This window comes from Bombilactobacillus sp. ESL1092 (assembly GCF_058107465.1).
In genome coordinates this window covers 21,073-40,902 of record NZ_JBYLUO010000002.1, presented here as the reverse complement: position 1 = coordinate 40,902, position 19,830 = coordinate 21,073, and the positions used below count along the sequence as shown (strand labels likewise).

The 19,830-nt window shown below is 36.5% G+C and carries 17 protein-coding genes; all 17 read left to right on the top strand.

What is annotated here, in order from left to right; genetic code table 11:
• Positions 1–46: 46 nt before the first annotated feature.
• The 17 genes from AC3B6Y_RS09325 to AC3B6Y_RS09245 all read left to right on the top strand — a co-directional run bounded on the left by AC3B6Y_RS09325 (position 47) and on the right by AC3B6Y_RS09245 (position 19,827).
• Positions 47–262, top strand: coding sequence for a hypothetical protein (locus AC3B6Y_RS09325; protein WP_489769873.1), 216 nt, complete (start codon positions 47–49; stop codon positions 260–262).
• 33 nt (positions 263–295) lie between these two features.
• The gene (locus tag AC3B6Y_RS09320) at positions 296–619 is read left to right on the top strand and encodes a hypothetical protein (RefSeq protein ID WP_489769874.1); all 324 of its coding nucleotides are present in this window, start codon (positions 296–298) and stop codon (positions 617–619) included.
• Positions 620–741: 122 nt separating this feature from the next.
• Positions 742–3,042 carry a hypothetical protein gene (locus AC3B6Y_RS09315; protein WP_489791545.1) on the top strand — a complete coding sequence of 767 codons (2,301 nt, stop codon included), beginning with the start codon at positions 742–744 and terminating at the stop codon, positions 3,040–3,042.
• A 2-nt stretch (positions 3,043–3,044) separates the two neighbouring features.
• The gene (locus AC3B6Y_RS09310) at positions 3,045–5,366 is read left to right on the top strand and encodes a VirD4-like conjugal transfer protein, CD1115 family (RefSeq protein ID WP_489791543.1); all 2,322 of its coding nucleotides are present in this window, start codon (positions 3,045–3,047) and stop codon (positions 5,364–5,366) included.
• Between the two features lie 81 nt (positions 5,367–5,447).
• Positions 5,448–5,741 carry a hypothetical protein gene (locus tag AC3B6Y_RS09305; RefSeq protein ID WP_489791542.1) on the top strand — a complete coding sequence of 98 codons (294 nt, stop codon included), beginning with the start codon at positions 5,448–5,450 and terminating at the stop codon, positions 5,739–5,741.
• Positions 5,742–5,822: 81 nt separating this feature from the next.
• Positions 5,823–8,333, top strand: a complete 2,511-nt coding sequence (locus AC3B6Y_RS09300; protein WP_489791540.1) for a pLS20_p028 family conjugation system transmembrane protein — start codon at positions 5,823–5,825, stop codon at positions 8,331–8,333.
• A complete protein-coding gene (locus AC3B6Y_RS09295; RefSeq protein WP_489769879.1) occupies positions 8,333–8,665 on the top strand; it encodes a DUF5592 family protein in 333 nt (110 codons plus the stop codon). Before AC3B6Y_RS09300 ends, AC3B6Y_RS09295 begins: the two co-directional genes overlap by 1 nt.
• A gap of 99 nt (positions 8,666–8,764) precedes the next feature.
• Complete coding sequence (locus tag AC3B6Y_RS09290; RefSeq protein ID WP_489791538.1) at positions 8,765–9,313, top strand: TraC-like domain-containing protein; 549 nt, start codon at positions 8,765–8,767, stop codon at positions 9,311–9,313.
• Between the two features lie 526 nt (positions 9,314–9,839).
• Complete coding sequence (locus AC3B6Y_RS09285) at positions 9,840–11,813, top strand: VirB4 family type IV secretion system protein (protein ID WP_489791537.1); 1,974 nt, start codon at positions 9,840–9,842, stop codon at positions 11,811–11,813.
• Between the two features lie 2 nt (positions 11,814–11,815).
• Positions 11,816–12,871 (top strand): bifunctional lytic transglycosylase/C40 family peptidase, encoded by a 1,056-nt coding sequence (locus AC3B6Y_RS09280; protein ID WP_489791535.1) that lies wholly within the window; start codon positions 11,816–11,818, stop codon positions 12,869–12,871.
• Between the two features lie 28 nt (positions 12,872–12,899).
• A complete protein-coding gene (locus AC3B6Y_RS09275; protein ID WP_489791534.1) occupies positions 12,900–13,562 on the top strand; it encodes a hypothetical protein in 663 nt (220 codons plus the stop codon).
• Positions 13,563–13,572: 10 nt separating this feature from the next.
• Positions 13,573–14,475, top strand: coding sequence for a hypothetical protein (locus AC3B6Y_RS09270; RefSeq protein ID WP_489791581.1), 903 nt, complete (start codon positions 13,573–13,575; stop codon positions 14,473–14,475).
• A 295-nt stretch (positions 14,476–14,770) separates the two neighbouring features.
• Positions 14,771–15,073: a hypothetical protein gene (locus tag AC3B6Y_RS09265; protein WP_489791579.1), complete on the top strand. Its 303-nt coding sequence runs from the start codon at positions 14,771–14,773 to the stop codon at positions 15,071–15,073.
• Positions 15,060–15,428 (top strand): hypothetical protein, encoded by a 369-nt coding sequence (locus AC3B6Y_RS09260; protein WP_489758081.1) that lies wholly within the window; start codon positions 15,060–15,062, stop codon positions 15,426–15,428. Before AC3B6Y_RS09265 ends, AC3B6Y_RS09260 begins: the two co-directional genes overlap by 14 nt.
• A gap of 1 nt (position 15,429) precedes the next feature.
• On the top strand, positions 15,430–16,959 hold the full coding sequence (mobP2, locus tag AC3B6Y_RS09255) for a MobP2 family relaxase (protein WP_489791578.1): 1,530 nt from the start codon (positions 15,430–15,432) through the stop codon (positions 16,957–16,959).
• 14 nt (positions 16,960–16,973) lie between these two features.
• Entirely contained in the window at positions 16,974–17,324 is a 351-nt protein-coding gene (locus AC3B6Y_RS09250) for a single-stranded DNA-binding protein (protein WP_489769888.1), read from the top strand.
• A 133-nt stretch (positions 17,325–17,457) separates the two neighbouring features.
• Positions 17,458–19,827 (top strand): DUF3991 domain-containing protein, encoded by a 2,370-nt coding sequence (locus AC3B6Y_RS09245; protein ID WP_489769889.1) that lies wholly within the window; start codon positions 17,458–17,460, stop codon positions 19,825–19,827.
• Positions 19,828–19,830: the final 3 nt, after the last annotated feature.

Genomic DNA, 19,830 nt, shown 5'->3' with positions numbered 1-19,830 from the left:
GCTTTTTTTGTTTTCCAGCAAAAAGGAAAACGAAAGGAGGTGAACCATGAGCTCTAAGAAGAAATCAACTCAAGAATTGTTGTTAGAAAAGGTCTTGACTGAAAGGGGGATTTCAAAAAAAGAATTTAAAATTAAAAACCGCCAGCAGGCACTGGCGGCTTTGATTGATCCAACAACGGATCATGAATTATTAGCAGTAATTGACCAATATTATTCGCAACGACTCATTGAAGCGGAAATTAAAAGTCAATTACTCAATTAATCTTACTAAATTTAAAGAGAAAGAGGTAATCCTGTGTCTTTAGCTATTCAAAATTACTTTATGAAATTAATGACTCAATTAATTGCTCAAATGGATCCAGAAGCAATTCAAAAATTAGGTGACGTGTTCGGTAACTTAACTAATGCTGCGAATTCATTAAAACAAAACCTGTCAACTTTAGGCATCGCGTTAGCCGCTGTTGCTTTGGTGGTTGGTTTTATCGGTTTACAGTTTGGTTCAAGAATGAATCAAATGTCCAAGACCGTTTTAATGTGGGCGTGTGTCGCTGTTGGTGGTATTGGTTTAACCATGGCGGTTATTTCTTGGGTTCAAAATGCCGTCGGTGGCGGTTTCTAGTTTTAACTATTTTAGAATGATTAATTCTTCTGTAATTAATCTTAGTCAACGTGTCGACTGTGAAAAGTCGGCACGTTTTTACTTGCGGTGACGCAAGAATAAAAAGATGGAGGTCAAATTGTATGTATACAGGCTATGTCACAAAAGTTGATAAAAAGATCAGAAAAGCTTTAAATATACCAATTCGGAAAAGGTTTCGAAAAGCCACTGTTTCGATGGTTGAGTTGGAAAAAATTTTTGAAGCGATGGCTAACTATTTAAAAGAAAATGGTGTAGAAACTACACAAATAGCTTTTACTTTAAACCAAAGCGACGACAGTCGCAGTGGCGAAATTACTAGTTTAGATTTTGAAATTGGAATTAAGGCAGAAGATGCTGGCCAAAAGAATTTGTTACCAGATAAGTTAGCGATTGATATTTCTAACGATGATAATCCTGACCCAGCTGATTTAGAGATACCTTCGCAAATTGCCAATGAAATTAATTCGGATCAAGATGACGAACCACCGTATGAAAGTTCATTTGCGGAGAAAGAGCAGCCAGCTGCTGAACCGGAGGCGGAGGATTCTACTGATGATCCTTTTAGTGATTTTCAAGAAGATTCAGACGCTTTTAATCTTGATGACGACGATGAAGCCCTCGCTGGGAACGATTTAAATGCTGAAGCAGAGGTTGAGTCAGACTCAACAACAACTGCTGCTCAATCAGAACCTGATGAACAGTCAGAAGTATTATCTACCTCTATGGATCAGACGGAAAATGTTAACCCAGAACCTACTAATTCTAGCGACTCACCAGAAAATATTCCAGACAAACCTAAACCAGACAAACAAATAATTAGCTTAGATCAATATTTGAATGATTTGACTGCTAATCAAGCTAGTTTGCAATTATCGAAAAAAGATATTTTAGCTGATTATGGATTACCAGAGTCTAGGGAAGATATTAAGTCAGACAATACAGTTGCTTTGGCTAAATTTGATTTTATTAGTGGATTGATTCGCTCTAGACAAACTGATTTAACACAGTGGCAGACCGATTTTAATATTAATCAAGCGCAGTTATTAGCTGATTTAAAAGAACAATTAACTATTTATTATCAACAAAATGCAGCACCAGATTTAATTGAAGATCTGGTTGAAAAACAGGTGTCACAAATAGTTGACGTCTTTAATAAAGAAGTTCTTCAACCCAATTACATTGCAGCAAATAAAGAAATTGCCACCACTAATAAAAAGTTAATAGCTGGCATTAAAAAACAATTGAAGGTTGATCAAGATGCTGCTGTTGCCAAATTAGCGGACGAAGCCCAAGTTAAGCTTGATCAGGCACAAAAAGATTATGAATTAGGCGATCAAGCCTTACGTGATGATATGCAAAATAAGGCTAAGCAGTATCGGTCCGAACAAATTGTTCCGTTACAAAAGAGTATTCAATTTGACGTTAATCAAAAGTTAAATATTCAAAAAAATAAATTATGTAAAGAATTTCAAGCTAATAATGCGGAGCTGACAGCAGAATATCTGAAAAAGATTTCCACTGTTCGGACTGAAATTCAGGTTAACCTAGATCAAAACGAACAACGCTTTGAAACCAATGCTCTAAAACAACGTGAATTGGATTTAGCTAATCAAAAGCAGCAACAAGAGTGGGATTACAAAAATAAACAATTAGATAGTCAAGTAGAAATAGCTAAGGCCCAAGCCAAAGCTCACCAACAAACTTCTAAGCAGTCTAAACAGGTAGTTACAGACCAAGGGTATAGCGAAAGTGAAGCTCATGTATTAAAGCTATATGATCAACTATTTGAAAAATACGGCAAGTTAATGGATCGTCAATTAACCACAGAACCACCCTTGGCGGCCCCAGCACCAGCTCCCCAAGTCACTGATCCGCAGGCCCCAATTGTTTCAGATCCTAATCAACGTAGTAGTAATTCTAAGAAAGGCTTGTGGAGTGGTTTAACGGCCGCTGGTGCTTGTTTAGTCTTGTTAGGAGGATTTGGCTTGTATCACCATGAAAATGCTAAGATCAGTCAATTAAGTGCTATTAATAGCCAGTTAAGTTCTCAACTTTATAAAGTGAAACAAAAACCAACAACTCCTGTTTCTAAGGCTGCAACTGTGAAACCTAAAAAAGCTAGCTTAGATGATTTATTAGCACAAAAAGATTATCAAAAAGCGATGGACGACTATAACGATTTAAATTCACTTGATAAAATTGCTGAACGTTTGTATTTAAATAAGGATACGGCCAACTTAGAATTGTTAAATTCTAAATATGATGTGGCTTTAGGAAAATACAACCATGCAATTTTAAAAAATGATCAATCCGAATTACAAAAGTCGGCTAGTCAATTGACTGACTTTGAAAAATCACTAATGAACCAAGATCAGAAGAAATTTTTAAGTCCTGGTAAATAATTATGCAAAAACGAACAAAACAAGGGCATGAACATTTACTTAAGGGCCTTTTTAGCCGGCATAGGTATTTGTCCCACACCTACGAATATTCCGTTTCTGGTGAAGATTTACCCGAGGAAAATGTCCATAAATTAGACGGTCGGTTTTGGCTTTTATTAGTGGTTTTAGTTGTTTTATCAGTGTTTTTGATTGATTACTTTGCCAATGGTTTTTTAGTAGTTGTCACTACTTTGTTTGATACGTTATTTACCAAGCAGATTCCTACTTTTAGTCAGATATTTGGTGGTTTTACGTTTCAAAAATGGGTTTTATCTAAGCTCTTATTGTTAATTCCAACGATTGCAGCTATTGCCATAGCTGTTTTAATTGTTTTACGTCTGAAGTTTAAGACCGTTGATATTGCTTTCGGTCAAAAGGGTGATAGCCGGTTTACGACTTTGAAAGAAATTCAGGAACAGTTTAAAGCCATTCCGCAAGCCGGAAAATCATTCCCCGGTTACGGCGGGGTGCCAATTTCTCATTACAAAAATCAATATTATATTGAAGATGGCACTTACAATACCGAGATCGAAGGAACTTCAAGATCTGGGAAAGGCCAAGCTGCCGTGTTAACCATGTTGGACAACCTCTCACGGGCGCAAAAGCGCAGTTCCTTAGTCGTTGGCGATCCAAAAGGAGAGTTATACGCCGCGATGAGTGAAACGCTCAAACAACGCGGTTATGAGGTTTACGCGTATAACTTAATTGATCCTACCAAATCCATGGGTGACGATCCGTTAGGCTTAATCAAAAAGTATTACCGGCGCGGTAATACGGAGTATGCTTTGCAACTAATTAATACGTTAACTGATACGATTTACAACGAGCCTAATGCCGGCGAAAACAAATTTTTTAATACGTCGGCGGCAAAAGTCGTTAATGCCTTAATTTTGGTGCTGTTGGAAGATGCCAAGTTAACAGGACAATGGCAAAGAGTAACGATGAATAACGTAGCGGAAATGTTAACGGAAGTCGGAAAAGTTAACTTTAAAGAAAACCCAGACGATTTTGAAACTAAAAATGCGTTAGATGAACTGTTTAATAGCTTACCGCCGGGCAATTTAGCGGCCAAACAATACGTTGGTGCTAATTTTTCTGGTGAAAAGGCGAAGGGTTCTATTTTAGCAACGGTTGCTGATAAGTTGGCAATTTTTACGATGCCATCGATTGCCAAGTTAACTTCGAAAGCCAGCATTGATCCAAAGTCAATCGGCTTTTCAAAGTATTTAGATTTTCAAGTTGATCCCAAATTAGTTAATCAAAAACTGCAAGTTAAATTTTTCGATGCCCAACATAACAAAATGTTAGGTCTCACAATGGCCGCGGTAGGAGTAAATGGGTTTGTCGAAGTAAATTTTGATTTCAAATTGCATTCAAACGATATTTTAGAAATTAGTTATCGGAAGCAAAAAATTCAATATCGGATGCAACTAAGCACTAAGCCCAAAGAACACCAAGTTAAATTGACAGAATTAGGACAAACGACCTTAAAGGTTAACAGTATGGAGATGAATTATAGTGAACACCCGATGGCCATCTTTTTAATGCTGCCAGACTTTGACACTTCGAACCATGTGTTAGCTTCCTTATTCATTTCTTCAGTTTACACGGAACTTTCTTATCAGTGTTCTAGAACGGTCGGCAATAAGTGTTTTTGGCGGATTAATTGGGTGTTAGACGAGTTTGGTAACTTACCAGCCATTGCGAACATGGACCAAATTTTGACGGTTACTAACGGTCGGAATATGTTGTGGCATTTATTTGTGCAATCGGATTCGCAGCTGGACGCTAAATATGGCCAACAAGCCGCGGAAACGATTCGGCAAAACTGTCAAACTAAAATCATGATCATGACCACCGATAATGCTTCAATTGAGAATTTTAGCAAAATGGTCGGCAATAAAACCGCAGTGTCGCGTAATTCAGATATGAACGATATATATAACAATCGTAGCACGCAGGCTTCTGCTGAGTCAGAGAGGCTGCTGACACCGGAGCGAATATCGCAATTGCTGGAGGGCGAAACGATCGTTCTAAGACCATTGCACCGGGAAGACTTAAAGCACCGCAAGGTGCGTCCATTTCCAATTTTTAACACCAAGGAAACGTCAATGCCTTATGCTTATCAATTCTTAACTAAGTATGGGATTGACCCCAGCCGAGACATTAATTCACTAGACTTTGATTCACCCAATGCCAATCTCAATTTGGATGATTTAAGTCTTGATTTCAGTGATTTTATGGTTTCTGAAGCCGCTTTGGCGGAATATTTAAAGTACCAATAGATTAAAAAATTGAATACGTGACTTTTGAGGAGGCTAAGTTAGCGTTCTTTTTTGTTATAAAAATAGAAAAGAGGAAATTAAATGCGTCAAAAGCAACAGTCTATTACCGGAAAGGTAATTTCAGAATTAAGTCCTTTAAATCGCAGAGTACAGCACTTTGAAGTAATGAGAAAAGATCAAAGCGTACAAGTCAGCGTTGATTGCCTAGTCAAAGGAAAAAAGAAAATTCAATTGTTTCAAAAAGCGGTTGAAAAAGGAAATATAGTCAAAGTAACGGGCGATGGTTTATATCTTCATGTTTTAGGAGAGAATCATAATAAAAAGATAGTTCAGTGGCAATTAAAGTCTAAAGCTATTCAAGTGCTTAGCAATTAAGCAGTGATAAAAAATTTTAAATTTCATCTGGAAGAAAGCTAATTTAGCTTTCTTTTTTTGTTGTCAAAAAGGAGGTAAAAAATGCATCCAACACTATTAAAATTAGGATTTTTAGGTATTAACTGGTTTGGTAAAGACAATGTTGGCTCGGATCAAGTTGTTAAATTCTTACAAGATCATGAAAATGTCCTAGTTTATGAAAATTGGTCCCAGAATTTCTTTAGTGGTTTAAAGTGGGCAATAGTTAAGTGGCTTTATCACATTGATCAAGCTATTTTCAAGTTGATCCCCAAAGCTTTCGATGTAAAGGCATTGTTTCAAGATGCAGGAATTACTGGTTTAAAGGCGGACCTAGTTAGTGGTGGTTTAATTACGGCGTTATTAGCTATTTCAATGATTTGGTTTTTAATTAAAAAGCAATTTTTCCCAAATACAGCACCGGAACTTAAATCAGCCATTACGCATTTGATAATTTCTATCGTCTTGATAACCAGCACCGGTACGCTGGTTAATAAGGCTTTGGACTTATCAGAAGGTGTTTTTAACGGTGCCGTTCAAACTTCGGAAGGATCACTGCCATTTAAGTTAATTAAAGACAATACTTTGGATTTGTTCCAATTAGCTAAAAATGGTTGGCGCACAACGGATATTGTCACTGCTACTCCAGATGGCAAACAAAAGGTTACGAAAAACGAAAATGCACTGTCGGAAAAGACATTTGATACTACCGATATGAATTTTGTGATTACACCCGACGTCATTGACGACATTCAGGACAGCGATGACTTGTCGAAAAATGTTAAGAAAACCTTGAAAGATAACTTAATTTATCGGTTAGATCACAATGAAAGTAATGAAGCAGTAGCTCGAAAAATTGACGATGGCAGTCCTTTAAATGACGTGTTTATGCCAGGATATGCTCGCTTTGTAGCGCCAGGTTATGTATTGATTATTGGCTTAATCTCCTTAGGTATCGCATCGTTTTTCATTTTGTATACAATTTTAGATACGATTTTGCAGTTAGTGATCGCTTCAATCCTAGCAAACTTAGTTTATGCCACTGATCTGGAAAGTGGCCAAAGAACCAAGGCAGTAGTTACTGATTTAATCAATAGTGCCGCGGTTATTGGTTTTACGGGCGTTGAGTATGATTTTTATGCGATTGGTTTGACGTGGGCAAGTAAAAATATTGATAATCCAATTCTCAATATCATGATGTTAATTGCGTTGACAATGATCTTAATCATGGGCTCTAATGCCGTATTGAAATACTTCAACGTTGACACAGCCATTAAAAATAACGGTAGTGGTTTATTTAAAGCAGCAGTAGCTGGCAATATGGCTGCTCATGGGGCTGCTAGCGCGGCCAATGTTGCTAAAGAAGTTGGTGGCACAGCTCTACATGCTGCTGGTAATACAGCTAATGTGGCTCGACAAGCGCTCAGTGGATTACGTAATTCCATTGATAATCATACCTCAGGACCAAATATGAACCCTGATCAAACATCCGGCGGTTTAGGTCTTGGCCAAATGATTGCTGGTAGAGGTAAAGAAGCCGCTAATAATTTTGATAATAGTGACTTTGCTAAAAGAACTGGTCTTAGTTTTGATCAATCAGATGTCAACAGTGATAGCCAATCTGATTCTCAATCTAATACTGATTCTAATAATCAGTCACAAGCTAATAATCAATCCCAATCTAATTCAAATGCCGATTCAACAAGTAATTCAGACTCTAAAAATGATAATCAAAGTCAAAGTAATTCTACTTCGGATAGTGAAAATCAGAATTCCAGACAAGGTAATATTGATAATCAAACAGAAGCTGATTCTAACTTGAATACGAACGATCTAGAAGAGGATGGTGTTAGAGGAACACAAGGCTTATCTACTAAAATATCAGATGTATCGGATAACGATACTAGCGGTTCATCTAATGCAACAGACTCAGGCGGTTCTAATCAACCGGACTCTGACGGTCGTTCAGTTAATGGTTTAAATGAACAACAACTTGCTGGAAATACCGCTAAAGTTTTAGATTCCACTGGCTCGGAACAAGTAGCAGATACTGATAATGATCCTAAGAAAGATTCAACTAATCAGGATGCAAATAATCTTCCTGGCGACGGTAGCGAGCCAACAGTTAATGAATTTAATGAAAATCAAAATAACAATCCTGATACTTCTAGTGCCAATTCCAATCAGGGGAGCGATCTGAATAGTGAAAGTAACGGTATTCATTCTTCTGAAGAAGATTTGAAAGCTAATGTTGACGAAGCTAATTTACCAACAAGCGATCAAAAAATCTCAGAGATCACTGATCCTAATGCAAAGACTGATATGTCACAATCAGACAATAGTCAGAAAAATGATTTTGAACAACCTAAAATTTCGGACACTAATTTAAGTCCTGATGATACTTCTATTGGTTCTTCTAATCCAGATATTAATTCGAATTTAGGTTCTGATTCCGAAGCGGCAAAAATTAGTCAGAAAGTTAATAATAGTGCGGAAGCTGACACCAATAAAATTAATCAAGGATTTGATAGTATCCGTAAGCGAAATGAGGATGACTTAAAGGAGAATAGCTAATGAAGAAATACTATAACATGTCGAATATTGAAAACCGCAAAATAACAGTCAAAATTGGATTTGTTTCTATTAAAAATATGCTGGTTTTAATAGTATTTCCGATCCTGTCATTTAACATTCTACAAAACTTTAATTTTCCCATGGTAGCCTCTGTTTTAATTACAATATTGATTGCAGGTTTTGCAGCTTACTGCCTGGCTAAAACTAAGAACAATCCGGTTGAAGGAAATTTTAAATTATTACTATATGCAGTGGTTTTGAACCAAAAACGGTATTATCCCTTAGACCGAATTAAAAGTTATCAAGATAAAAATAAAAAGTCATTGTATTAGTTGGATAAAGGAGATTTTAGATCAATGAAAAAATCGGAAATAGGAGGCACAAATCTCCGAACAAAGTCCTTATTTAACAATAAAGGAGATGATTCGATATTGAATATTTTACCTTTTAAACGCTGTTCTAAAAATGGGGTCGTTGTCAAAAATGATAATACAGTTCAAGCTTATTTATCAGTGAATACAACTGACTTAGAGTCTATGAATGACGATGAATTAGTTCATTGGTGCGATTCTTTAACCGAGTTAACAAGAGTCTATGGTTATTGTCTCAAGCTAATTTCAATGTCACGCCGGACTAGTGTTCCAGATCAAATTAATTACTGGACGCACCAAAAACGAATGGCCGATCGTGCTATTGCTCGTAAACAAAATGTTTATCAAAATCAAGTAATTTCAACGATCAATCGTGCTACTCTTCAAAAACTTTATTCGTTGCAAAGACAATCGTCTGAATTAAAGTTCTATTTAATGGTTTCTGCTAAGACTGAAAATGAGTTGGTCAAGCGTATTCGTTCAATTCAGATTTTAGGAGGGAGCGTCGGTTCAGCAAGGTTGGGTCTAGCAATGCAGAACAAAAAGGAAGTTACTGCTATTCTTTTTAGAATGAATAATATGAATGACGAAGGAGACTCAGATGACTAAGACTAAATTTGAACTAAAAAAGTGCCTTAGTCCTTGATTTATCAAGGATTTAGACACTTAGATATGTTATAATTATGTATGTAAAGTAAATGCTAAGGCGGTGGCTATTCCGAAACGGGGTGGGGCTTATGGTGTAACAACTGTAAACGAACATTCTAGGAAAGGAGTAGCAAGTTGTTTCATTTGAACATTCACGATCTTTGCCAAATAATCAATACGATTATTGACGTGGCAAGTTTCGTTTGGATGGTCAAACAAAGCAAAAAAAAATAACTGCCTTAGCCGTGCGAAGCTAACAGTTATTTAAGTAATTATTAAATTATTTAGCTGCTGTCTTAGCAACTTTACAAAAGGGTCAGTGTGTCGAGCGCTGACTCTTTTTCTTACATACAAATATTAACATATTTATTGAAAATAAAAAAGCGAATAACGCCTTGATATTAACGAGACGTTAAATGTTAAATACTAAAAAGGATTAGCAAGTAATTGCTAGTCCTTTTTTTATTTACGGAGAGGACGGTAGGAAATGTTTTTTAGCAAGAAAGCGGCAGTAAAAACTCCGGATTTAGAAGTAGATCCGTATAATAAATTTTCCAAAAAGCAGCAAGAAATGTTAAAAAAAGAAGGTTATGACTTAGATTGGTTGTCTCAAATTCAACCCCAAGGTGGCATGTTTTTTGGTGAACGACAAGGTGAAACATCGGACGGTTATTTTCAATGTTTGGAGGTAACCAAGTATGATAATGACCCTTCTGTATTTTGGTTGGCACGAATAATGGATTATTCGTATACCATTTGTACAGCGGATTTCAAAACAGATCCTAAGGATAAATTATTAAAGGACTTAAATAAGGGTATGGACGAATTAAGCGACCGTGAAGTAGAGGCGGCTCACCAAACTGATCGTCATAATGCACATGAAGAAAAAAAGAAAATGTTACTGTACGCCCATGAATTATCTAGACTTGGGGAGGTAGCTAAACAAGTTCGGTTACGCGTCTTCATTTACGCTCCAACAGTTGCTTTGTTGGAACAGCGGACACAGGATATTAAAACAAGAATTCAAAATAATGGTTATAAAGTTACCAACTTTTTGTTTGAACCGTATTTTCAATATCAATCATTATTTATGAACTTAGATGAACAGGATACGCTTATGAACAATCGAATGCCTTATTCAATGCCAGCAACTAACATTGGTGGTGGTATTCCCTTCCACCACCAAGCTTTAATGGATCCCAGAGGTTATCCCTATGGTCAGACATTAACAGGAGGTTCCTTTATCTTTGATCCGTTTTTTAAGTCTACTGATCGTTTAGCTTATAACGGAGCCGTTTTGGGAACGATGGGTGCTGGTAAGTCTAATTTCTTAAAAATGATGGAAGAAGCAACCGTTGGTTCACACAACATGGTGCGGGGCATTGACATTGCAGGTGATTTTAAACAATTAATTACTAGTCAACACGGTGAATATGTTCCGCTGGATGGGTCAGGTGGTTTGATTAATCCGTTAGAAGTTATGGGAACAGTTTTGGATCAAGGAAATTTAAAAATTGATCAAGCGCAATCTTTTAACCAACATATTTCTCATGTTGGTGATCAATTTCGTTTTTTAAACCCAGCATTTACCGCCGATGATTTGACTGAATTGAGAATTTATTTACATCGCTTTTATGAAGCAATTGGTTTAGTTCCCAAAAACTACGAGCAAGATCCTCATTTTCAAATTACAGACTTACCGGCGAATGAATATCCAACTTTAACCGATTTTTACAATTGGCTTATGAAGCAATCAGTAGATGCTAAAGCTACTTTAAACAAAAAACGAACCTTGGAAAAAATACAAACGTCATTGCAAGATATTATTTCCAACTACGGTTACGTCTTTGATGGGCATTCCACTGTTAAAAATTTATCTAATGAACAAATCGTTTATTTTGGAGCAGGTAACTTACAATCACTATCCCGTGAAGTTTTCCATTGTCAGTTGTACACGGCCTTAACAATTATTTGGAATCATGCGTTACAAAATGGTATTCGCGTCCGCCAAAACTTAAAGTCCGGCAAGATTAAAGAAGGCGAAGAAACCTACTGTCTGGCAATTTTAGATGAGTGTCACAATATTATTAACACGAACATGATTTTTGCGGTGCAATACGTGAGTCGCTTTGAGCGGGAAATGCGGAAGAATTACGCTGGTGTTTGGTTTGCTACACAGTCACCAGAAGAAATGATTCCTGAAGGTGCAAATAGTGCCGATGCTTCAACGATTAAAACCGTTTTGCAATTTACTACCTATAAGTTTTTAATGCGGACTGATTCTTCAACTATTCCAGCCGTGCAACGACTTTTAGGAAATTCAATAACTAAGTCCGAGTATGACAAATTAGTAAGTTTGGAAGTTGGCCAAGCTGTCTGCAATTTTGGAAAAAACATTAACTATACGGTCAAATTTAAACCTGATAAAGAGCAATTAAAGAGATTTGATGGAGGACGTTGATAATGTTTAAAAAACTTAAAACGTGGATTTTAGGAGGCTCAGGAGCCCTTGTAGTTACGTTTATAGTTTTGGTAGTCATAATTCTTGGAGCCATGTCGCAAGCAGCCGGATCAGGTGGTGACGATAGCGATGATTATGGCGACGTAACTAACGTTGGACTTTCCAAAGAGGTTCTTGCTTACAAAGACTTGGTGGAGAAGGAATGTAAGGAGCAGGGCGTTCCCGAACTTGTTCCTTACGTCTTGGCCATCATGATGAATGAAACCAGGGGAATTGGTAACGATGTTATGCAGTGCTCAGAATCGCAAGGATTACCACCAAATTCTTTGTCACCGAGTGAAAGTATTCATTACGGAGTTAAATATCTGAAGAGTAATAAAAACTTAGCTGATCAGTATGGAATTGATATTTTTGGTGCAATCATGGGTTACAATTTTGGTTCTAATTATATTAATTGGATGGCCAAAAATGGTTACAAAAAGAGTACGACACCAATTGCTGATCAGTACTCAAAAAACGTTGTCGCCCCCGCATTAGGCAATACAAGTGGCGCAACTTACGTTTATAAAAATGAAATTTCGGTTCCCTACAATGGCGGCTTTTTATATGTCAATGGCGGGAACTTTTTTTATGACAAATTAGTAAAAAGATATTTGCAATTTGGCAGCAGTAAACACAAACGAACTCGAAAAAAGCATAGTGGTTCAAAGGTTATTGACGAAGCTCAAAAGTACCTCGGTGTTCCTTACGTCTGGGGCGGACACGACCCCGCAACTGGCATGGATTGTTCCGGATTTGTAGGTTACGTCTTAACTAAGGTCACGGGCAAGCAATATCCACAATATACAGTTTCGCTAGAAAGTTGTGGCACACCAGTTCCGCTCAGTCAGTTGTCCGCCGGCGATATGATTTTTTATGGTTCTAAAGGTGCTTCCTATCATGTTGCCTTTTACATGGGCGATGGAAATGTCATTGAAGAACCTAAACCAGGAGACGTTTGTCACATTCGCCCACTATCAGCTTGGCAGCCCGATTTTGCGGTTCGTCCTAATTTATAAATAGTTAATTATTAAAGGAGTTTTTATGATGAAAAAAGAGATTAACAATAGTAATGATCGAACAAAAACTTATTTAGGGATAATAGCGGCAGTTTTCTTTTGTTTAACTATTTTATTTGGTTATACGACGCTAACAAGCAGTCAAATTAACAAAGCTAAAGCTAATAAAATAGTAGCGCCTTTTTCTAAGAAATTAACTAAGGATCAGCAGACAATCAGTAGTTTAAGGTCAGATAATCAAAGCTTACAAGCCCAATTAAGTGATCAAAAGCAAAAATCAGAACCCAAAAATAATAATTCCTTGAGCTCGCAAAATGTTTTTTTAAATGGTTACGGTGATTTAGCAACCAAGTTTGTTTCGCAAATAATTGGCCCGCATACCGCCGCTGATATTCGTAAAAATTTAACTGGTGTAGCGACTAAAGAAGTAATTGATAAGGTTGCTCCGGTTGATCAAAATGAAAAGTTTGATTCTAAAGTTCCGCAATCAAAAATCACGATTGATCACGTTGATAGTTATATTGACAAGAGTTCAATTACTGATCAAGTCGCTAAAGTTTACGCCATTGCGCACTACAAAATTGATGAAACGGATATGACCACGCGCGTTAATTTAACGATGGGGATTGGTGATAATAACAAATTAATTGTGACTGACGCCGCTTATGATGTTCAACAAGCTAACAATTGAGGTGTTAAAAATGTTTAAAAGAAAACACAAAATTAGCAGTGCTATTGATTTGAATTCACACCGTAAGAGATATTTAGTAATCATTTTAGGGTTCTTATTTAGTATCTTGGCCATCTTCTTTTACACCATTTCTAAGCCCCAAAATATTTCGAAATATAAAACAACAACCTATTCCCAGATGGGAAGTTTAAATTTGGTAACTGATAAAGTTACGTACGATTCGGCAAAGCAAGAGTTGAGAATTGGCATTTTAGTAACAAATCAAGTCATGAATAACAGTGGTAAGTCTGGTAATGACGCGAACTTTACCGACATGATGAATAACTTAGATAACGATTCGGAAATTTTAGAAACAATGAGCAATTTAAAATTTAAAGCAGAAGTTGCCGGGATTAAGCAACAAAAAGTTAAACTTCCTAATCAAGTACGGGTGATTAATTCTGATTATGTTTTGATTAGTGTTCATCAAGTTCCGGCTTCTGAGCCGCTAATACGGTTAGTTCTAACACCAAAGGTAATTAATAAAAATGTTAATTCAACGGTTAATACTAATAATACGGAGTCAATTAGATCATATTTTTTGAAAAAAGATTATGTAAACGCACCTTTAACCGACGCTGCGTATTCTTATAAATTTGATGCTGATAATGCGAAGATCAAATCTATTAAACAGGTGATTAAGCGTGGCTATCATGAGAATAAATCTATTCAAAAAGATATCCAAGAAAAGCAAAAGTTAATCACTAAAATTCAAGCTTTGGAAAAATTTGATTCAGATTCAAGTTTGGAAAATCATCGGTCGCAAGTTCAAAGTTATCAAAGTACTGTTAAGCAAGATAATGTTCAAATTGATTCCAATAATCAGAAAATTAAAGGTTTAAAGAAGCAAATTCAGAGTATTAATCAAAACTAGTTTGTAAGCAGACTTAAGTTTAAAAGCACGGGGTCAGGGCCGAAAACCGTCTTTTGGTAAAGAGCATAAGGAAACCTGCTGGCAAATCCATTCTGGATTTGCTGCATAGGCTGTGCCTATGCGGTTTCTAAGACCTAAATCTTGCCGTCAAAATTTCTTAAAAATATCCCTAAAACAGGACAGTCCTATTTTAGGGATATTTGTTTTACCAGCATTCTTAACTGCCTTGTAAATAGGACAGTCCTGTTTACAGGAGCAACTTTTAGTCCCTGCTTTTTTATGAAAGGAAGTAATTATGAAATTAACTGTTAGAAATTTAGACCCAACTGTTTCGGCAATGTTGAAACAAAAGTTAAGAGATATGCGAGAAAAAGGAATCAAAATAAACCAAGATGAGCTGGTATCAAATTTATTAGAAAAAGCATTGACTGCTGATTTTTATGACTACAAAAAAGATATTTATGATAAGTCAATTGCTACTTTAACAGACAAGTTTCAAGAATATATTGATAGCAATAATAAAATTATAGAAGTTGTAGCGGGTATTGATATTGAAATAGAAGAAGATGAGGAGAAAGAGAATAATGAACAAGACTAAAAGTGAGTTATATGATCGTCATATTTGGTTTACAGGGTCAAATCTTATTGTTTTAGATGAATATATTGCTAACCATGATGGAATTAATAATTATTCTGGAGCTATTAGAGATATTATCAATTCAATGGAAATAGATGATAAGCGTTATCTAAATAAGTTATCAGCTATTGGCAAGGAAGTTTCTATTATTTTAGAGATTTTAAAAACCAATGCACCGGAAGCTTACGAGGCAGCCAAGAAAAAAGTCGAGGATCGGATCCAGTATCGGACGACCCGCAAAGCTAATAAAACTGTGCCTCGGACTTTAAAAGATGATCCGTATAAAGTTGATATACCCAACTTTTTAGGCAAATAACATGAGCAGTCCAGGGATTATTTTAACCTCCAAGTTTTCACTTCCTAACTCTAATGACTTCACGAAATTTGTTAATTATTTGACGCGTGAACAGGCTTTACTAAAGGAGGAGAAGTTAACTAAGTCAGAGACTAAAGAGTTACAACGGATCCAAAAAAATAAACAAGAACTGTTTCAACAACCAGGACGTTCTTCCAAAAGTTATGCGTCGGAAAATTCTCATAAGCAGCTGCAGGAAGAAGCAAATCACTTGGTCAATGACGATTTTGACTTTAACAATTTGGATAAAATGGATTTTACGAAAATGGTAACTTACATGTCGCGAAGTTATGCTTTGCGGCAAAAAACAAATCCAACTAGCAGTGAGCAATTTGAAATTAAGCGCATTGATCAAGCTATGGATAAGATTATTGATCGCCAATCAGAAGCTCAAGATAATCTTGATAAAGCGAACATTTTAAATGGCGTGTTTGATCAAAAACGAGATTTCATTAGTGTGAACGACTTATCAGATGTTAAGGATAAATTTTTAACGGCGCAAAAAAATGGTTCGGTTATGTATCAAGACGTCGTATCGTTTGATAATAATTTTCTCAAACAAATTGGCTTATTAGACGACCACAATAATTTAAATGAAGCTCGTTTAAAAACAGCTGCTAATAAAATGATGGATCGGATGTTTGAAATTGAAGACTTAAAAGATACTGGTTACTGGTTTGCGTCAATTCACCGAAATACTGATAACGTGCATATTCACTTTGCTACTGTTGAAAGTACCAACACGCGAAAAATAGTTCAGCGTGGTCAGTATTTAGAACCCAAAGGTAAACGTCGACAAAAAACAATCGACGCCATGAAAACCACGTTTACGCATAATCTTTTAGACCGCAGTACAGAATTAACCCGAATTAGTGAGTTAAGAAATGATTTGGCAAAGGGAATTAAAAGAGAATTGCAAAATAACCATAGCCGGCGAATTAATCACTTGGTCAGAGAGCTTTATCGTTGTCTACCAGAAGATCACAGCTACTGGAATTATGGCGCGGCTGGTCCTAATCAATCGCCAGTTAAGAAAGCAATTAATAAAGAAGCTAGAGAAATCTTAGACCAAATTACAACCGAAATTGTGCAAGATAATCCTGATTTTAAGGATTATCAAGATTTGATTAAACGGGAGAGTGAATTAGATCAAACCTTATATGGTAAAAGTAAACGAAAGACTAAGGACTATGAACAAAATAAAACTTTGGACTTGAAAAAGCGTTTAGGCAATTCAGTTTTGAAAGAGTTGAAGCAACGCCAACTAATTCAAACTAAGAAAGTTAATGCCTTAAATAAAATGAACAGTCAGTACGCCAAACGCCGTTATGTTTTACAAAAGCGTCGGCATTACAAAGCCGTAGTGCCCAAATTTGTGCCTTATTTTAATCGCAAATTGGACCGGATTTTGAGTAATGACGTGAGGCAACAACGCAATCAATACTTTTATCAACAAATGCAACGAGCCGCAGAACGCGGTCAATCATATTAAAAAGAGGTAATGAAGTGTTTAATCGAGTAACGTTAGTTGGACGTGTCAGAAGTCCTTTGAGCTTGCAAGAAAAAAATAATTCTAAGTTTGTCGAGTTTGACTTAATTGTTACCAGAAACAAAACTAATAACAACGTACGCAAAACGGATAAATTTAATTGTATAGCGTGGCAGTCTATGGCTGAACAATTAATAGCAAGAGCTGATCAAGGAACTTTAATGTTAGTTGACGGTCATCTGCAGCGGAAAAAAACAGGATCAACGGAGGTAGTGCTGGAGGATTTTAACATTTTAGAAATGCCGATTAGGCAGATGAAAAAAGGTTCTAGACAAAGACAGTTTGTGTTGATCCCAAAGAATAAATAGGTAGTTAAATGATAAATAAAACATGCTTAAGAGAACTCATTGAGTTCTCTTTTTTAATAGTTAATTTTCAACGATCACCGCCTAAAAAAGTTTAGGTGCTGGTCGTTTTTTGTTTTGGAAAAGGAGATATAAGATGGCGAGGTTTACAGATGCAGAAGTTGATCAGGCAAACGGTGTAGATATTCTAAGTATTTGTCAAAATAACGATATACCGTACGAAATGGAAGGTAATCGTTATGCGCGCTTAATTGACCATGACTCATTGTTAATTGATTTAAAAAAGAACGAATTTTATTGGAACTCAAGGCAGATTTCTGGTGGAGCGATTGACTTTGTAAAGACGTACGTGCTTGATAATAATGATTTTCGCCAAGCCGTTTCTTATTTGTTAGATGATAATCAAGGTAAAGCTTACGAAAAGCATACAGACAAAGAATTTGTTCAGGAGCCGTTTGTCTATGACGAAACCAAAGAATTGGATAACATTGATCGGGCGCGAGCCTATTTAAAGGACGTGCGTAAGATTTCTGACCAAACAATTAACGAATTTCAAAAATCAGGTGTTTTAGTAGAAGATAAATATCATAATGCGGTCTTTAAATGGTTAGACAGTAGTCGTCACAATGTTATTGGTGCGTCCAATCAAGGGACGATTATTAATCACGAAAAATACGGTAAACGGGGGACTTGGAAAGGAATTCAAAAGAATTCAACTACTGCTTTTGGGATTACCCACGTGATTGGCTCGGCCCGAAACTTGAAATTTTTTGAGAGTGCAATCGACATGATGAGTTATCGTGATTTACACCCTGAGTTAAAAGATACAATGTTGGTCTCAATGGAAGGGTTAAAGCCACAGGTCGTTTATAATTATGTAGCTAAAAATATTCGTAGTCAGAAGAGAGCGCCAGACTCAATTACTATTTGTGTGGACGACGATAAAGCCGGACACAGTTTTTACGATCGGATTGCACAAACACAATGGGTTTGTCAGTTGGACGGAAAAACCGTGACTTTTGAAAATGAATTATGTTCTGAACTGGGTTGTAAAGACTATAACGATGAGTTAGTTAAAAAATCAGAATTGGAAGTTGAGCAAGAACAGGCTGAGGAAAAACCAGTTGAAGAACGGCAAGAAACTATCAATCCAGACTCACCATTTGGTTCAGAAGTTGAGGAGGTAAAGTCAACAACGATTGATTTCTCCACGTTGGCCAATCAATCAGAAACTTTAACTAAAGAGTCAAATGTTGGCCAGCCACTGACTTCTCCAGAAATGGAAGGCTTAGAGGAACCGCCTTTACCGCCAGAAGAGCCCCAGTGGCAACCAGCGCCTGCTCCAGTCATTAAAAAAGAACCTAGTCAAGCTTCTAAGGAAAAAGAACAGGTTAAGGTTAATCAAAATAGTAAAACTAAAGTAGCTAGAAAGGATCTAAAAAAGGAACTCAAGGGCAAAATCAATGATATGTTAACCGATATTAAAGGTTATGCAGTGGATCCTAAAAAGTATTTGAAAATGGTTCAGTTCATGAGTCATTTTTATAATTATTCTACTAGAAATCAGTTGCTAATTGCTCACCAACGTGAGGGTGCGCAAGCGGTAGCTAGTTTTAAAAAAATCAAGGAGTTAGGATATTCAGTTAAAAAAGGTGAAAAGGGTATTAAAATCCTAACCCCGGTTAAGGTAACTACTTTTAAGCGAAACGGAAAAACTGTTAGATTAAGCCAAGCTACCCCGCAAGAAAAGCAACAAATTAAGTCGGGCCAAATTAAGTCAGAAAAAAGTACGTTCTTTAAAGTGGGGAGCGTTTTTGACGTCACGCAAACCAATATGCCGAAAGAGAAGTATCCGGAACTCTACCCGAACCGGCATGTTGATTTTGATATTAAAAATCTGGCTGATCAAAAATGGTTAGATCAACAGTTGAATAACTTTGCGCAAAAGCAGGGTGTACAAGTGATTAAAGATCTACCAGGAGCAGAATTTAGCAATCGCTTTGGTAACGCTAAAGGTGTTTGTGTGAATCAAAAAGATATTTACTTGAATCCAGATAATACTTCTGGAGAAATGACCACAGTGTTAATCCATGAGTTGGCTCACTCACAACTGCATTCACCAAAAGAACACGAGCAGTTGGAGCAGCCTATTCGGGAATTACAAGCAGAGTTGACTTCCTATTTAGTGGCTGATCATTTTGGGATAGATGATCATGATTTTACGGTTAACTATTTAGCTAGTTGGACCGATAATGGCCAAAAACTGAATGAATTAGGTAATAAAGAACAATTTAAAGTTTTAGATGGTGTTTCAAAAACTGCCAAGAAAATGATTGAGTCTTTTGGCACAAAAGAACAAGATAGAGGAGAACAAAAAATGACTGATAAAAGTAAGGACCAAAAGAACGTTGAAAAAAAGCAACAGGAATTAACTAAAGAGCAAGAAGATATGCGTAGAAAAAAATATCAACTGGAATTACAAAAACAAAAAATGGAGCGCGATTAAGCA

Coding starts and splice junctions, on each gene's coding strand:
- AC3B6Y_RS09305 (WP_489791542.1), top strand. CDS start 5,448: ATGCGTCAAAAGCAACAGTCTATTACCGGAAAGGTAATTTCAGAATTA.
- AC3B6Y_RS09275 (WP_489791534.1), top strand. CDS start 12,900: ATGAAAAAAGAGATTAACAATAGTAATGATCGAACAAAAACTTATTTA.
- mobP2 (WP_489791578.1), top strand. CDS start 15,430: ATGAGCAGTCCAGGGATTATTTTAACCTCCAAGTTTTCACTTCCTAAC.
- AC3B6Y_RS09245 (WP_489769889.1), top strand. CDS start 17,458: ATGGCGAGGTTTACAGATGCAGAAGTTGATCAGGCAAACGGTGTAGAT.
- AC3B6Y_RS09260 (WP_489758081.1), top strand. CDS start 15,060: ATGAACAAGACTAAAAGTGAGTTATATGATCGTCATATTTGGTTTACA.
- AC3B6Y_RS09300 (WP_489791540.1), top strand. CDS start 5,823: ATGCATCCAACACTATTAAAATTAGGATTTTTAGGTATTAACTGGTTT.
- AC3B6Y_RS09285 (WP_489791537.1), top strand. CDS start 9,840: ATGTTTTTTAGCAAGAAAGCGGCAGTAAAAACTCCGGATTTAGAAGTA.
- AC3B6Y_RS09270 (WP_489791581.1), top strand. CDS start 13,573: ATGTTTAAAAGAAAACACAAAATTAGCAGTGCTATTGATTTGAATTCA.
- AC3B6Y_RS09310 (WP_489791543.1), top strand. CDS start 3,045: ATGCAAAAACGAACAAAACAAGGGCATGAACATTTACTTAAGGGCCTT.
- AC3B6Y_RS09325 (WP_489769873.1), top strand. CDS start 47: ATGAGCTCTAAGAAGAAATCAACTCAAGAATTGTTGTTAGAAAAGGTC.
- AC3B6Y_RS09280 (WP_489791535.1), top strand. CDS start 11,816: ATGTTTAAAAAACTTAAAACGTGGATTTTAGGAGGCTCAGGAGCCCTT.
- AC3B6Y_RS09295 (WP_489769879.1), top strand. CDS start 8,333: ATGAAGAAATACTATAACATGTCGAATATTGAAAACCGCAAAATAACA.
- AC3B6Y_RS09315 (WP_489791545.1), top strand. CDS start 742: ATGTATACAGGCTATGTCACAAAAGTTGATAAAAAGATCAGAAAAGCT.
- AC3B6Y_RS09265 (WP_489791579.1), top strand. CDS start 14,771: ATGAAATTAACTGTTAGAAATTTAGACCCAACTGTTTCGGCAATGTTG.